Source organism: Providencia sp. PROV004, from assembly GCF_011045615.1.
Classification (GTDB): Bacteria; Pseudomonadota; Gammaproteobacteria; order Enterobacterales; family Enterobacteriaceae; genus Providencia; species Providencia rettgeri.
In genome coordinates, this window is sequence record NZ_CP042859.1 from 2,998,241 (window position 1) to 3,014,979 (window position 16,739).

A 16,739-nucleotide genomic window follows, 5' to 3' on the forward strand; every position below is an offset into this window, starting at 1 on the left:
TTCGCTTAAGTTTCACTTAACGCTGACTGCCGGACATTCCGGCAGGCAACTAAACATGTTATGTAATAAATTCAAATAACAGCAATTCATCACGGTATTTTCACCGCAGCGACAACACCCACGGACGTTTCTGGTGTGGGCTTTTGCGGTTTATTCAGCACATCATTGATCGGCTTCGCGCCATCATATTCACGGAGGATCTGCTTTGTTTCTTCATCATTTAAAACAATGATACTTATCCGGCGGTTGATCGGAGCAAAGCCATCATCTTTGTCTAAATGAATAGCTGATGCCATTCCAACCACGCGTAAGACTTTATTTTCATCCATTCCACCGCGAATCAATTCACGGCGTGAAGCATTCGCGCGATCAGATGAAAGCTCCCAGTTGCTGTAATTGGCTCCGTTGGCATAAGCGAGGTCATCAGTATGACCGGAGATACTAATTCGATTGGGAACATCATTAAGAAGTGGTGCTATTGCTCGCAAAATATCACGCATATACGGTTCAACCATTGCCGAACCAACTTTAAACATTGGGCGATTTTCACTATCTACAATTTGAATTCGTAGCCCATCGTTGATCATATCAATCAGTAAATGTGGCTTTAATTCATTCAAACGTGGGTCTTTTAAAATGGCCTGCTCAAGTGACTCTTTTAATTTTTCAAAACGATAGTTTGCATTTCCATCAATAATATTATTAGGTTCTGGCATCACATCCCCATCACGGAAAATAGGGTCTTTACCACCACCTGGAATAGGGTTTGTGGCATCTCCACTTTTACTTCCTGGGTTGATAGCTGTACTTAAGGGAGTACGAAAATACTCGGCAATTTGAGTTAATTCTTGAGGACTTGAAATTGAGATTAGCCACATCACTAAAAAAAATGCCATCATCGCCGTCATAAAATCGGCATAAGCAATTTTCCATGAACCGCCATGCCCGTTTTGCTGATGCGAACTGCGTTTTTTAACCCGAATAACATGCGGTGTATTGGCTGCCATCCGTTAGTTACTCCTCAGTTGTTTCTTGTGAGCGGGCACCAACTTTCACTTCTCGAACTTTATCTTCAAGTTCAACAAATGAAGGCCTATCTGCACTGAATAACACCTTGCGGCCAAATTCCACTGCAATTTGAGGGGCATAGCCTTGCAATGCTGAAAGGAAAGTCACTTTAATGCATTCCATCATTTTCAATTGCTCACTACTGCGTAGTCTTATTAGTGCAGCCAAAGGTAAAATGAAGCCATAAGCCACTAAAATACCTAGAAATGTTCCCACCATAGCATGAGCAATTAAAGCACCCAATTCACCAGCAGGACGATCCGCTGAGCCCAAGGCATTTACGACACCCAAAACGGCCGCAACGATCCCAAATGCAGGCATAGAGTCACCGACCATATTTAACCCCGAAGCCGGTACTTCATTTTCTTGGCGAAAAGTTTCTAACTCTTCGTCCATTAATGCTTCAATTTCATGGCTTTGTAAGTTACTGCTTACCATCAAACGTAAGTAGTCCACGATGAACATCATGGTGGATTCGTCTTTTAAAATACGGGGATACTGGGAAAAAATTTCACTTTCACTTGGGTTATCAATATCTTTTTCAAGTGCAAGTAACCCTTGCTGGCGTGATTTATTAAGTAATTGAAATAACAACGCCATTAAGTCCATTGACATTGTTTTATTGTAAGAGGAACGACGAAAGAGTTTTGGTAATACTTTACACAAGGCGACGATGGATTTGCCACTGTTACCAACAACAAAGGCACCTAAACCTGCACCTAAAATAATAACAAATTCAGCAGGTTGATAAAGCGCACCCAAATGGCCACCGACCATTAAGTATCCGCCTATAACCGCAACTGTAACAATGATATACCCGATGAGTATTAACACAATATTCCCTTTCACTCCGTTGGTTAACAGATGGCAGTCAAAGGGAATATTAGGAGTGACAGGCAAAAACCTTTGCCTGTTAACCAAATCAATCCAATTACATTACCGCTTTAGTAATGCCATCCTGTCGATATACCGTAATATCGGCTAGATGCTCGGAAAGTTTACGTTTTTTTATTGCACGTGATGGCGGTTGGCATAAACTACAAGTAAAGCTATTTTCAGGAATATGTGCGTAAGTAATAAAAGAACCATGGCAACAGCTACATTGTGAACTTTGTAACATGCCACTTTCCACAAAACGGACTAATGTCCAAGCGCGTGTTAAAGCTAACAAAGGCTCCTCACCAGGTTCTGGAATGCACTGTTCAAGGTATAACCTGTAGGCTTTTAATATGGCATCCACACCACGACATTGACCACTTTTAAGTAAAAATTGATAAGCATTATAGAACATGGATGAATGAATATTCTGTTCCCACGTCATAAACCAATCTGTAGAAAAAGGTAGCATGCCTTTTGGTGGTGGGCAGCCTCTTAGCTCTTTATATAAACGAACTAAACGACCACGACTAATTTGAGTTTCACTTTCTAACATTTGAAGGCGAGCGCCTAAAGAGATTAGTTCCATGGCTAATCGAATATCATTCGCTTCTTGGACTATACTTTTTTCAGCTGCGGTACTCATCTTTTTCTCGCTATTTCTGTGTCGCCCTCATTATGCGTTTGCAATAATCGGGTCGAAAGTAAGATACCTGTATGAATTTGTTGCAATTCATCAACTCTTGAATCACGGGTTAGCTTTTCAATTGTGTCACTATTATCAAATCTAAACTGGCAGATTAGCTGGTTTGTCTCTGCTAATTTGACTAATTGAGGGAGTGTAAGGTCTGCTAAAGTAGTTGCCATTGCATCAGAGATACCTAAACGAAACATCGCAGAGGCTTTCTCTTGGGAGATGAGTTTTTGGGCTAATAGCAAATATGAGAGGTTAATATCGTATATATGCTTCAGAAAATCTGTCGTCGAGCTCATTTTTTTTCCTTTCCGAAAATTATCAACATCTGTGCGATCTGTGTGCAAAAAGAACAAATATAAATTTGAAAGTATTGTGTAATCAAATTATTAAATTTAAAAAGTAATTAAATTGGGTAAATACAATTCCATTAATTTTCCCATGTCATCCATTCAAAAGTACCCAATTTGGAGTATAAACACACAAATTTCCAAACTTAAATTAAAGATATTTCCTGAATACCTACAACAATAAAGAATGACTAAAAAATTAGCGGTTCCCGTAAAAATCAGAAATGGCTGATGTCATTATTAGTCGCTAATTATTATGCACCACTAAATTAACTATTCAAGGTACTTATGTTTCTTTTTATACCAATGGGATGATTACCCCTTAATTCATTAAATAATATTCATTATCTCTTTATCTTCTATTGCTTTATCCTAAATATCCACAACATTTTTAGTCACCTTAAGCAAAATGGCAGGATTTTAATCAAAGCATTCACTCTTTACATGTGATTACCAAGCGAAAAAAACCAAGCACAACATCAAAAACAACATATTGATCCAAATCAATTTTTAGTATTAAGAAACTGAGTTACCCATGTCTGTAATAAGCCGTTATCGGCACTATTGGAATAAAACTTAATCATTAATTTTCAATAAGTTTAATCTACATTACAACCATCGTTCAAAATTATTCAATCGTAGTTATCATACAAACTCTCACTATATTGTCATACATATTAAGTATCCGCCCCCAATTCTCATTAGATTAATTAAACAATGATTATAATGTCATCATCTCGTAATATTAATAAAATTAATAAAATTTAAATAAATTACCAATAATAAAAAACTATTTAGCTTAAATACTTTTACTGGTTATTTTTGTTTTTTTAATATTTTAAGTAATCACTTTGTTATTAATTCATTAAAGTAATTTTTTTTGATTAATTAATATTTGTTTTTTTATATAAAGTAGCTGAGATTTCATTTTTTTTAATAAAAAGATCAACCTACGTTAACCAATCACTTTTGTGTTAAGGGTGAAAAATGAAGGTTTCAATTAAGAACATTCCATTTTCTATATATTTTTCATATCACTTTTAAAACATTCGATTGGTACTTAAAATAAAAACGACTAAGCGTATTATTACATGTCTTCATGCTTATCCGTTCTAGCTGTTTTCACGCAATGACAACAAATTTGATTAACCAAGGTTATAGTAACCTTTGATTACTATATACTTTTATTTTAACAAAATACCCTAATCATCATCCTAACTTAAGTAAAATTGCTTAATCCAATAATGAAGGAATAGAAAAAAATGACTTTTAGTTAAAATAATTCAGTGAGAAGCTTGCTTATAAAACAAACAAATTTATTGTGCTTTTTATGAGCAAAAATATTCTCCAATTTGCGACAGTCTTCACACTTGTTTTCTTTGTTTCTCAATAATTTCCGAATAAAACGATACTCTCATTGATATATTTATGTTAAGAAGATCACATTAATATTGCTTACAATGCTCTCTAAGTCGTATGTAGGATCAATATAGACAAAATGATGAAAAAATGACAAGGCCAGTGAAGTGATAAACTTGTTTTCCTCATGCACCAATGCAACACTGAGCACACTAAAATATAATTTTAAGGAAAAGCATGTTCAATTATCAAGCAACTGTAGACTTCATTGAGGAAGAAAACGTATATGAAATCAACTTTAGTGATTTTTCTGGGCTACAGGGCGTTAGCTATTGTAAAGAAGATGTTGAGTTAGAAGCCCAAGAAATTTTGCTCGCTTCTTTTGCTGAACTAATTGAACTCAGAAAACCTATTCCATTAGCAACACAAACAAAAAGTGAAGCAACCTTTACTGTTTATTTACCCATAATCTGCTGCTTAAAAATTGCCTTGCATAACGCGATTCTCAATTCTGCAACACAACGCATCGACCTCGCTCGCAGGCTGAACATCAATGCACAACAGATAGAACGCTTACTCGATATTCATTACGCATCTAAAATTGAACTTTTAGAGCAGGCTTTATATATATTAGGCGTTGAAGCTTCAATTACAATCACCCAAAAATTGGTTGATAACAGCATGAACTGATCATCATTGATAAGAATAGCGCCGAAATAGCCTGAAACACCTTTATTTACCTATACTGATTGTTAGGCGTTGATGAAATGGCAGAGACTTGAGTTAATTTTATTTTCCTCATGTCTCAAACCCTGTAATTGCAATCACTTCTTAGGTACATTCCATATTAAAAAATAGTCTCTTTAAATTGTTCGCAATTCAACCAAATCATACTTTTCCACCCCAATACAGATTCCTTGGGGTGTCTATCACGTTTCATGTCTTAAGCATCTGTGATTTTTATCGTACTCTTAAATGATGAATAAAGGATATTGTAGCCTTATATCCGGTTACTAAATCATGAGTTAACTCGAATTAAGAGTAACATTTAACTTAATAAGACTCATCAATATTTGACGTATTACCTTCCCTTTCATAATACCTAAAATAATTTATTTTAAATAAAAATCTCAATGAGGTACAATAAGTGAGTTTTTATATAGGGTATATGTATGAAAAATGAAAATCACTTAATCTCGAATATAAAAGATAATAACCAACCATACTGGCCTACACTAAAGCTTATATTGAGTTCATTAATTGTTTTTAATTTTTATTTAAATTTAGTTGATAAGAACAAATATGCGTTGCTTATTAATACTTTTGAATTAACATTAATCCCTATGTTTGTATTTATAGTTGCATTTATAACAAAAAATACAACATGGAAAGGGTTACAATCTCATCTTCTTCCTGCTGTTATCATTTATTTTACGTTCCAAACAATCGATATGCTCCCACTTTATTTCACCGGTGAGTTAACTTTAAGAACCTATTTACTTTCTCCTCAATACGGAGTTTGGTTTTTCTTAGCAACGCCTATCTGGCAAGCTATTTTTTTATTATTACCGAAAAGCTTTAAATTAAATAAATTCTACCTCTCTATAATTTTAACATTATCATTGATAATTTCTTATATAACAAAAACTTACCTTATGCCATTTTCTAGTTTCTTCTCAATTATTCTATATTTTCCATTTTTTGTCATCGCTTATTTTATTAATAATAAAAGTATATCTTCGTTAAGAAAAAAACCTACCATGGTAATTTTTTGTATTACAATTTCAGCTATTTTATTCCTTCATTATCGAGATACTTTCTTAAGTGAAATGCTCAGCGGTATCAACCCCTATTTATTCTTCAACGAATTTATTATTCATATTTTAAATTTTTCTATAAGTCTAGTGTTAGGTTCAAGCATTATTTACTTTGCCTTATCAACTGATAAATATGCGAAAACATCAAACAATGCTTTAGGTGTTTATTTAATCCACCCAATTATTTGTTTTATTATATTACAAACATTAGTTTTTTTAGGTATAGAGCTTAATTTATTATTAATAATAACATTTACTCTACTAACCATTTGTATAGCACTTTTATTAGCATCAATTCCAATTATTCATTGGTTTATAGATCCTATTTTTTACTCTAATAAATTGAAATAATGAGGTAAAAGCCTAACTCATAAACAATCAATGCTATTTGAATACTAATTAAAAAAGATAAAAAATCACCTCAGCAGGTTAGTTTGAAACGCTGTTTAAATTCCTTGCAATCCTAGTTAGTTCAATCCGGCGTCCCGCTGTCTGATCTTCAAGAAATGGGCGGCTAGGAAAGTATTGAGATGGTTCTGCGATATGCTCACTGAGCACCAGATCACTTAGCCAAACATGCTAAGCAAATTGATGCAATATTTAATGCTTGCGTCCCAAATACGTCCCATACAGTCAGTATAGGTTCCGCAGCATGCTCATAACTCATTGAAAATCTTGGTGGGTTGTGGGGGGCTCGAACCCCCGACCTAATGATTAAGAGTCACCTACTCTGCCAACTGAGCTAACAACCCGATACAAATTATTTAACGCCTAACAATTGCTACAGTCAATATGATTCTGCTATTTTTATTATCTAAGTTAATTTAAAGTTACGAATGTAAAATTTAAGAAAACTATCGCTTGAATAAACATCACTTCGTTTCTAACAAGATAACTTTTCCTTACTCTAATTGAGATTTGTGTCACAATATTTCACGCAAACATAACCACAAAATTATAAAAAAGACTGTGGCTAATTATCACAAACCACTACGGACATCTTTAGTATGGAAGAAAATGCGAATTCACTATCAACACAACCCAACGCTGATCGTAATCAGCTAAAACGTAGTCTTAGTAACCGCCATATACAACTTATTGCTATTGGTGGCGCAATTGGTACAGGCTTATTTATGGGTTCTGGTAAAACCATTTCACTTGCGGGCCCATCAATTATCTTTGTGTATATGATAATCGGCTTTGTGCTATTTTTTGTGATGCGCGCAATGGGTGAACTGCTACTTTCTAATCTGGACTACAAATCATTCAGTGATTTTTCTGCTGACCTTATCGGCCCATGGGCAGGTTTTTTTGTCGGTTGGACATACTGGTTTTGCTGGGTTATCACAGGTATTGCCGATATCATTGCCATAACAGCCTATGTGAGCTTTTGGGTTCCTGATTTTCCTGAATGGGTAACCTCATTTATCTGCGTAGTCACCTTATTAACACTCAACCTGGTTTCTGTCAGGCTTTTCGGTGAGCTCGAATTTTGGTTCGCTATGATAAAGATTGTTGCCATAGTGGCTCTCATTGCAGTAGGTGGCACACTAATTGCCATGAATTTTCAATCCCCTGCGGGTCATACGGCATCTTTAAGCAACATCTGGAATGATGGTGGAATGTTTCCGATGGGGATCAGCGGCTTCTTTGCTGGCTTCCAAATTGCTATTTTTGCGTTTGTTGGGATTGAATTAGTCGGAACGGCAGCCGCTGAAACACGCGATCCAGAAAAATCTTTACCGAAAGCTATCAACGCGATACCTATCCGGATCATTGCATTCTATGTGTTATCTTTAATTGTGATTATGGCAGTTACCCCATGGCGAACCATATTGGCCGATAAAAGCCCATTTGTAGAAATGTTTGTCCTGATAAGCTTACCTGCAGCAGCAAGTATTGTTAACTTTGTCGTTTTAACTTCTGCAGCTTCTTCTGCAAATAGTGGTGTATTTTCCACCAGTCGAATGCTTTTTGGGCTTTCAAAAGAAGGGGATGCACCAAAACAGTTCAGCCAATTATCGAAAAAAGCCGTACCCGCTACTGGGTTAATTTTTACCTGTATCTGCCTCAGTTTTGGTATTGTTCTGATCTATTTTATTCCTGATATCATGCATGCATTCACACTAGTCACAACCGTGTCTGCAATTCTTTTCATGTTTATTTGGAGCATGATTTTATATAGCTATTTAAATTTCCGTAAAAAGCGACCTGAGATGCACAAAGCATCCCATTATAAAATGCCAGCGGGTATTGTGATGTCGTGGTTAAGCCTCGCCTTTTTTGCCTTTATGGTTGTTTTATTGGCATTTCAGCACGATACAAGACAAGCCTTAATAGCAACACCAGTTTGGTTTATTTTGCTCTTCATTGGTTACCAATTCGCTAAGCGCAAAAAGAACCATTAATGAAAAATAAGCAAAAAGGCCGAATAACAGTATTGTTACTCGGCCTTTTTAGTTTATAAACTCGCTCGATTAACTTGCTTTATATTCTGCCTCGGCTTCATCAAAACGAGCCTGCGCAGCTGCACTTGGTGCTTTAGTTATCAAGCTGACAACAACAATCGCGATTGTTGCTAATAAGAAACCTGGGATGATCTCGTACAAATCAAACCATTTGTATTTTATCCAAACGAGTACTGTCACTGCACCAACTAACATTCCTGCGAGTGCGCCCGTACGCGTCATTCGTTTCCACATTACAGAGATTAAAACAACAGGACCAAACGCTGCACCGAAACCAGCCCATGCATTACTCACTAATGCCAAAACTTTATTATTTGGATCACGAGCAATGTAAATGGCAATTGCAGCGACTAACAACACCATAAAACGCCCGACCCATACTAACTCTTTTTGGCTAGCACTCTTACGAATAAAAGGCTTATACAAGTCTTCCGTTAGCGCACTCGCACAAACTAATAATTGGCAACTTAACGTACTCATTACCGCGGCTAGTATGGCTGATAATAAAATACCAGCGATCCATGGGTTAAACAAAAGCCCCGTTAACTCCATGAATATACGCTCATTATTTTGCATGACCGAACCCGCTAAAGCCGGATTATTTTCAAAATAAGCGATACCAAAGAAGCCAACCGCAATCGTTCCACCTAGGCATAACACCATCCATGTCATACTTATACGTCGAGCAGAACGAATAGTACGAGCAGAGTCTGCTGCCATAAAACGTGCTAAAATGTGAGGTTGCCCAAAATAGCCTAATCCCCAACCTAATAATGACAGAATTGCGATGATATTCATGTCTTTAAACATATCAAGATATTCAGGATTCTTAGCTTTGATCACTTCAATAGAGGTATCAATTCCCCCTAAAGAAAGGATCACAACAATAGGTGTAAGAATCAATGCGAAGATCATTAATGAAGCTTGAACAGTATCGGTCCAACTCACGGCTAAAAAGCCACCTAGAAAAGTGTAAGCAATCGTCGCGAGTGCACCTAACCACATCGCCTTCTCATAGCTCATATTAAATGTGCTTTCAAATAACAAGCCACCTGCGACCACACCTGACGCACAATAAATCGTAAAGAAAACTAAAATAACAACAGCAGAAATAATACGTAAAATCTTACTGTTATCCTCAAAACGGCTAGTAAAGTAGTCCGGTAATGTTAACGCATTATTATTTTTTTCTGTTTGGACACGTAAACGCCCAGCAACAAATAACCAGTTAAGATATGCACCGAGACTCAAACCGATAGCAATCCAACTTTCAGAAATCCCGGCCAAGAAAATCGCACCTGGTAACCCCATGAGTAACCAACCGCTCATATCTGAGGCACCAGCAGACAATGCAGTTACAACACTGCCTAAACTTCTCCCACCCAGAATATAGTCGTCAAAGTTTTTCGTTGAGCGATAGGCCATATAACCAATTAATAACATGCCAGTAATGTATACGACGAACATAATGATCATCGGAGTGCTTACAGTCATCCTGTTTTCTCCATTGAGTAGCTTTAAAATTATTAGTTATCTTTATAAGTGACCGCTGATAACTTGTAACTTCATGGTGTTGCACTTTATTGCACATATTTAATTTATCTGCGCAAACACCAAATAGGTTGTGATTGTTTGTGTTGCACTAACTTAATATCTTAACTGCCACATCCTAGACAGAGTCGTATTAAATTAACAAGAAATTAACTATTTTTTATTGCATAAATAGAATCCATATCACAAATGTTAAAATTTAAACTTAAATTCACAATCAGATGTTTAATCGCCTCATCTAAAGATGATAAATATAACTACATGTAAAATATAATAAATAAATGAATACCAATTTAATTGAAATTATTAGAACTCAAAAAACTCGATATGTTTCACATTTCTTTCAGAAATCACACGTAACAATGTTGCACAAAGTTGCAACATTAAGATAATGTGGTGTAACTTTTTGATTAAAATGACTCGTGACCTAGAGGAATTAAGATGAGTAGCACTACAACTATGGGTGTGAGACTTGATGAAGCAACTCGTGAACGCATTAAAAATGCCGCTCAGCGTCTTGACCGCACATCACATTGGCTTATCAAACAAGCTATTTATAATTACCTAGAACAACTCGATAATGGCCAAGCCTTTCCAGAGCTCTCACCGGGTATCGATGTAAAAGAAAATCAAACTTCTGATGAAGACACCACCGTTGAATCTAACTATCAACCATTCTTAGATTTCGCAGAGCACATTTTACCACAATCTGTAAAACGCTCTGCAATTACTTCTGCTTACCGAATTCCTGAAACACAAGCCGTGCCAATGTTGTTACAGCAAGCACAGCTCCCTACAGAACAAGCTGAAGCCGCTCATAAATTAGCTTATTCAATAGCTGAAAAACTACGCAATCAAAAAAATGGCATCGGCCGCTCAGGTTTAGTTCAAGGTCTACTCCAAGAATTTTCACTTTCATCTCAAGAAGGTGTCGCATTAATGTGTCTCGCAGAGGCCTTACTGCGCATTCCTGATAAAGCAACTCGAGATGCGCTCATCCGCGATAAAATTAGCAATGGGAATTGGCAATCACACCTTGGCCAAAGTAGCTCAATGTTTGTCAATGCCGCGACTTGGGGTCTGCTATTTACGGGTAAGCTAGTTTCTACGCATAATGAAGCTAAACTCTCAACCTCACTTAATCGCATCATTAGTAAAAGTGGTGAACCGCTGGTACGCAAAGGCGTTGATATGGCGATGCGCCTTATGGGAGAGCAATTTGTTACTGGCGAAACTATTTCCCAAGCGCTCGCTAACGCACGAAAACTCGAAGATAAAGGCTTCCGCTATTCCTACGACATGCTGGGCGAAGCCGCATTAACGGAAAAAGATGCACAAGATTACATGGTGTCTTACCAACAAGCTATCCACGCGATTGGTAAAGCATCAAATGGCCGCGGTATTTATGAAGGCCCTGGTATTTCAATTAAGCTATCAGCATTACATCCACGTTATAGCCGTGCACAATACTCTCGCGTAATGGAAGAGCTTTATCCACGCCTGTTATCCCTAGTATTACAAGCGCATCAATACGATATAGGGATTAATATTGACGCAGAAGAAGCCGACCGCTTAGAAATCTCTTTAGATTTACTAGAAAAACTCTGTTTTGAACCACAACTCGCGGGGTGGAATGGGATTGGCTTTGTTATCCAGGCCTATCAAAAACGCTGCCCATTTGTGATTGACTCAATCATAAATTTAGCTGAACGCAGCCAACGTCGTTTAATGATCCGTCTGGTAAAAGGGGCTTATTGGGACAGTGAAATCAAGCGTGCGCAAATGGATGGGCTAGAAGGTTATCCAGTTTATACGCGCAAAGTGTATACTGACGTTTCTTATATTGCCTGTGCACGGAAACTGTTGTCGGTTCCCAATTTAATTTACCCGCAATTTGCAACACACAACGCGCATACTCTCTCTGCTATCTACCAAATTGCAGGTAAAAACTACTACCCGGGCCAATATGAATTCCAATGTCTACATGGAATGGGTGAGCCACTTTATGAACAGGTGGTTGGTAAAGTCGCTGATGGCAAACTAAACCGCCCTTGCCGTATTTATGCACCTGTCGGTACTCACGAAACACTACTTGCCTATCTGGTGCGTCGATTATTAGAGAATGGTGCAAATACTTCATTTGTAAACCGTATTGCTGATGCTACTATTCCGCTAGATGAATTAGTTGCTGACCCAGTTAAAGATGTCTTAGAACTGTCTAAAACTGAAGGTCAAATTGGCTTACCGCATCCAAAAATTCCGTTACCACGTGATTTATACGGCCAAGAACGAGTAAATTCGATGGGGCTTGACCTATCAAACGAACATCGACTGGCTTCCTTATCAAGTGCCCTACTGAGTGCAGGTATGCAGCAAAAAATAGCAGAACCGCTGTTAGGGGGCAATTTCCAAGCTTCGCAAACGTTACCTGAAGCAACACCAATTATAAACCCTGCCTGTAATAAAGATATAGTTGGCCATGTTCGTGAAACAACAGAACAAGAAGCTGAACATGCATTAAATACCGCTAACGATGCGGGTACTATCTGGTTCGCAACTCCGCCTTCTGAACGAGCAGCTATCTTATTACGAGCCGCTGACCTTATGGAGCAACAGTTACAGCCACTATTAGATATTTTAGTTCGTGAAGCGGGTAAGACCTACAACAATGCAATTGCGGAAGTTAGGGAAGCGGTAGATTTTCTTAATTACTATGCAACTCAAGTCAAGAATGATTTTGATAACAATACGCACCGTCCTTTAGGGCCTGTGGTCTGTATTAGTCCATGGAACTTCCCGTTAGCAATATTTTCAGGCCAAATTGCAGCTGCTCTCGCGGCAGGAAATACCGTACTCGCGAAGCCGGCAGAACAAACACCATTAATCGGTGCTATTGCGGTTTCCATTTTGCATCAAGCGGGTATTCCACGCGATGTACTGCAATTTTTACCGGGTAAAGGTGAAACGATTGGTGCCCAACTCGTTGGTGATAGCCGTGTTCGTGGAGTCATGTTTACGGGGTCAACTGAAGTTGCAGGATTACTTCAACGTAATATCGCTGGACGCTTAGATGCACAGGGCCGACCAACCCCGCTGATTGCAGAAACGGGCGGATTAAATGCAATGATCGTTGATTCTTCTGCATTAACAGAACAGGTTGTCATTGATGTTGTCGCATCTGCATTTGATAGCGCAGGTCAGCGTTGTTCAGCACTGCGCATTCTATGCATCCAAGAAGATGTCGCAGATAGAACGATTCGTATGTTAAAAGGCGCAATGGAAGAGTGCCGCATGGGGAATCCAGAACATTTATCAACTGATATTGGCCCGGTGATTGACCGTGAAGCAAAAGAAAATATCGATCAACATATTCAAAAAATGCGCAGCAAAGGGAAAGTCGTCTTCCAAGCCGCATTTGAAAATCATGATGATCAACAAGAACAAATGGAAGGAACCTATGTTAAGCCGACATTGATAGAACTTGATGATGTTAGTGAGCTGAAAAAAGAGATCTTTGGCCCTGTTCTGCACGTTGTACGTTTTAAACGAGATGAGCTAGAAGCACTCGTTGAACAAATTAACGCTGCGGGTTATGGGCTGACACTTGGTGTTCACACTCGTATCGATGAAACTATCAACCAAGTTGTTTCAAAAGCTAAAGTAGGTAATCTGTACGTAAACCGAAATATGGTTGGTGCCGTTGTTGGTGTGCAACCTTTTGGTGGTGAAGGTTTATCTGGAACTGGGCCTAAAGCAGGCGGGCCACTATACCTCTATCGTTTATTAAGCGAACGCCCAGATAACGCGGTTTCAAACACTTTAGAGAGACAAGATAGCCATTTACCGATGGATGCCAGTGCCCGAACCGTATTACTCGAGCCATTTGAAGCACTTACTCAATGGTCTGAAAAACAAAATTCGGTTATTTCCCCCTCCGTTATTGAGCTATTTACACGCCATAGTCAGACAGGAACCACTCGTGTGTTGCCCGGTCCAACGGGAGAAAGGAATACCTATACCTTGCGCCCACGTGGTTTGATTTTATGCCTTAGCGATAATGAACAAGATTGTTTAACTCAGTTAACAGCGGTGCTTTCTGCGGGTTGTCAGGTGTTATGGCCAGATAGCGAACTTCATCAGAAGCTATTTAAGTCACTACCTGAAAAAGTGAGAAAAACCATATCGCTAACTAAAAACTGGATAGAATCTAAAGAGCCAATCGAAGGGGTTATTTACCATGGTGACAGCGATCAGTTAAAAGAGGTTTGTACAGCGGTTGCACAACGTAAAGGGCCTATTATTTCAGTACAAGGCTTTGAACGAGGTGAAACTAATCTGCTGACTGAACGCTTACTTCATGAGCGCTCATTGAGTGTCAATACCGCGGCTGCAGGTGGTAATGCTAGCTTAATGACGATCGGGTAATAAACAAAAGGCCTGACCTCGCAGTTTATGAGGATCAGGCCATCCATCACAATGTGTTTATTTAAAAATACACTTATCTCATAAGAATAACAGTCGCGGTTCCTATCAGATAAGTGCTATCTCATATATTTACTGCTAGAAACATAAAAGGTGCCCACGAGGACACCATTGTTTAAAAACAACAATGAAAATAACGATGCTTATTTTCAGTATGTCATTCTAATTATTGCACTTTTCAGATTCCCAGAATAAATATTGTTCATATTTACGTAATGCAATATTGTAATTGCTAAATGCAGAGTCTGTCATTTTTTCACTTAACTCTTCTTGAACTTTACTTGCAGTAAATTCTTTCATAGAAAAATTAGAAGAAGATAACAGCTCATCTAAACGTCGTAAACGAACAACATATTCACGAACAGTACTATGGCTCATCTCAGTCTGTAAGAATAAATACTGTTTAAATGACATAATATCAAAATAATCAGTATTACTATTGCAATAAATTTCACTACAAAAACGACAAAGTGCAGTAAATTTATCTTGCAGCTCCCCCCAGGTACCTTCATCAACCAATTCAGTCATATCAGCGATAGCTTCTTTATTTAAGATGTCATCGTTGAAAACTAAAGAGATGCGATCAAGGGTCTTGTGACAATGTGCACAATGAGTTTGGCTGTGTTTAAAATCTTTGATGTAACGACTCAGAGGCCGTTTCTTTACAATAGAAGCAGACATAATGGTAAAGCCCTGTGTGTAAGTCTAAATATAAAATTGTAACCAAATAAATCAGGTTACATACATTGTATGCCCATAGCATTAATATATTATTTGCTATGTTGCATTGCGATATGGTGAACCCATATCATATATTCTTACTTTACCTTTAGAGAACTAATCATTCTAAAAATGTACAGTAAGAAAAGGTATCGCCCTTTGTTAAAAACATTCTAACCCGTCTCTCGCTCTTTGGCGAATTTCTACGGTGAATCAATTTTGGTATGAATTTGAGTTAGCGTCAACAAAATTAACTTAATTGTCGTTAACCCTGTACACCTATCATTAACCATAAGTTAAGCGATATTTACTTATTAGTTCGCTTAAAAACAAAGACTTTACCTGATAATTTCATCTTCGTACAAAGAAAATTTAATTTAAAAATCAAACTTATACTGATACAAAGGTTTTCTTCTTAAATTTGTGAAGTAGCTCACTTTTCACATCTATAATTGCATCTTAAATGAACAGCCATTAATTCTATAAATATTTCATAGTAAAAATTTATCATTCAACCGTAAATATTTTGTTACAAATAAACGATTTTTTAATAATTTTAATTGTGTATAAAAAAATGTTATAACAATATTTCAAAATCTTATATAGGTAAATTCACGCATAACGCATTATTCTATCTTGCGAGTTGAAACATAATTATCGTCAAAAAATATGTTTATTAAAATTAGACAACCATTTTTCCTTCTCCTAATAAACCTTTAACTTCTTATCTCAAGCTTCAATCACTTCATCCGTCTATTAATCACCCTAGATAAGCGTAAAATAGTCAAAGGCATCCCATAACAACATGATAAAAAGCAATTTAGTTATAGTTACAAAATTATGTAATGTAAACATCCTGAAATGAAATATGATAGCCTAATTAAATTGAAACTTAATTAATTAGCTAAGATATTATTTTAGGATTTGTCACGTTTGATATTAAAAACATCTCTTATATACTCAATTTGCTATATAAATAAATAATTTTAATAAGGTTGATTATGAAAAAGTTGATTTTAGCTTGTGGTATGGGTTTATTGGCACTGACAATCACTGCTTGTTCGGAAGAAGAGAAAAAAGGCGAAGTTGCTGGTGCAACTGAAACTTGTAACGCTTACTTCGCTGAAGTTGATAGCTTAATTGCTAAAGCTTCAGAAAACCCGCAAGCAAAAACTCAGTTAGATGCAATGAAAGGTCAGCTGGAAGAAGGTAAAAAACAAGTTGCTGCACTGCCTAAGGATCAGCAAGATAAAGCTTGCCAACAAGGTATTGATGCAATGAAACAGATGAAAGCTGCTTTAGGCCTGCAATAAGCCCTATTCTTCTTTATTCTGTAGATCAACAAGAGCCACAC

At 37.2% G+C, this 16,739-nt stretch carries 11 protein-coding genes, 1 tRNA gene and 1 pseudogene; 6 read left to right on the top strand and 7 right to left on the bottom strand.

Features of this window, described 5'->3' with window-relative positions; all coding sequences use genetic code 11:
- Window positions 1-89: 89 nt before the first annotated feature.
- The 4 genes from motB to flhD form a co-directional block, all read right to left on the bottom strand.
- A complete protein-coding gene (gene motB, locus FVA69_RS13605; RefSeq protein ID WP_004909832.1) occupies window positions 90-1,007 on the bottom strand; it encodes a flagellar motor protein MotB in 918 nt (305 codons plus the stop codon).
- A gap of 7 nt (window positions 1,008-1,014) precedes the next feature.
- Window positions 1,015-1,902, bottom strand: coding sequence for a flagellar motor stator protein MotA (gene motA, locus FVA69_RS13610; protein ID WP_004909829.1), 888 nt, complete (start codon window positions 1,900-1,902; stop codon window positions 1,015-1,017).
- Window positions 1,903-1,999: 97 nt separating this feature from the next.
- Complete coding sequence (gene flhC, locus FVA69_RS13615) at window positions 2,000-2,590, bottom strand: flagellar transcriptional regulator FlhC (RefSeq protein WP_004909826.1); 591 nt, start codon at window positions 2,588-2,590, stop codon at window positions 2,000-2,002.
- Window positions 2,587-2,937, bottom strand: coding sequence for a flagellar transcriptional regulator FlhD (gene flhD, locus FVA69_RS13620; protein WP_004909823.1), 351 nt, complete (start codon window positions 2,935-2,937; stop codon window positions 2,587-2,589). Before flhD ends, flhC begins: the two co-directional genes overlap by 4 nt.
- A 1,647-nt stretch (window positions 2,938-4,584) precedes the next feature.
- On the opposite strand from flhD, the gene FVA69_RS13625 reads away from it, so the two are divergent.
- From FVA69_RS13625 to FVA69_RS21390, 3 genes and pseudogenes are all read left to right on the top strand, one after another.
- The gene (locus tag FVA69_RS13625; protein WP_004909821.1) at window positions 4,585-5,037 is read left to right on the top strand and encodes a hypothetical protein; all 453 of its coding nucleotides are present in this window, start codon (window positions 4,585-4,587) and stop codon (window positions 5,035-5,037) included.
- 482 nt (window positions 5,038-5,519) lie between these two features.
- Window positions 5,520-6,515, top strand: a complete 996-nt coding sequence (locus FVA69_RS13630; RefSeq protein WP_238789240.1) for an acetyltransferase — start codon at window positions 5,520-5,522, stop codon at window positions 6,513-6,515.
- 116 nt (window positions 6,516-6,631) lie between these two features.
- Window positions 6,632-6,826: pseudogene (locus tag FVA69_RS21390) on the top strand (integrase); the annotation flags it as partial.
- Between the two features lie 14 nt (window positions 6,827-6,840).
- On the opposite strand, the gene FVA69_RS13635 reads toward FVA69_RS21390, so the two are convergent.
- A tRNA-Lys gene (locus FVA69_RS13635) sits at window positions 6,841-6,916 on the bottom strand.
- A gap of 255 nt (window positions 6,917-7,171) precedes the next feature.
- Here FVA69_RS13635 and cycA point away from each other — a divergent pair.
- On the top strand, window positions 7,172-8,572 hold the full coding sequence (gene cycA / locus FVA69_RS13640; RefSeq protein WP_109911099.1) for a D-serine/D-alanine/glycine transporter: 1,401 nt from the start codon (window positions 7,172-7,174) through the stop codon (window positions 8,570-8,572).
- A 69-nt stretch (window positions 8,573-8,641) separates the two neighbouring features.
- Here the strand turns inward: cycA and putP are convergent, their stop codons facing one another.
- Entirely contained in the window at window positions 8,642-10,126 is a 1,485-nt protein-coding gene (gene putP, locus FVA69_RS13645) for a sodium/proline symporter PutP (RefSeq protein ID WP_164528956.1), read from the bottom strand.
- A gap of 498 nt (window positions 10,127-10,624) precedes the next feature.
- On the opposite strand from putP, the gene putA reads away from it, so the two are divergent.
- Window positions 10,625-14,608 carry a trifunctional transcriptional regulator/proline dehydrogenase/L-glutamate gamma-semialdehyde dehydrogenase gene (gene putA / locus FVA69_RS13650; protein WP_164528957.1) on the top strand — a complete coding sequence of 1,328 codons (3,984 nt, stop codon included), beginning with the start codon at window positions 10,625-10,627 and terminating at the stop codon, window positions 14,606-14,608.
- A gap of 219 nt (window positions 14,609-14,827) precedes the next feature.
- On the opposite strand, the gene fliZ is transcribed toward putA, so the two are convergent.
- Window positions 14,828-15,346 (bottom strand): flagella biosynthesis regulatory protein FliZ, encoded by a 519-nt coding sequence (fliZ, locus tag FVA69_RS13655; protein WP_004255757.1) that lies wholly within the window; start codon window positions 15,344-15,346, stop codon window positions 14,828-14,830.
- A 1,040-nt stretch (window positions 15,347-16,386) separates the two neighbouring features.
- On the opposite strand from fliZ, the gene FVA69_RS13660 reads away from it, so the two are divergent.
- Window positions 16,387-16,698 carry a DUF5339 domain-containing protein gene (locus tag FVA69_RS13660; RefSeq protein WP_004909809.1) on the top strand — a complete coding sequence of 104 codons (312 nt, stop codon included), beginning with the start codon at window positions 16,387-16,389 and terminating at the stop codon, window positions 16,696-16,698.
- Window positions 16,699-16,739: the final 41 nt, after the last annotated feature.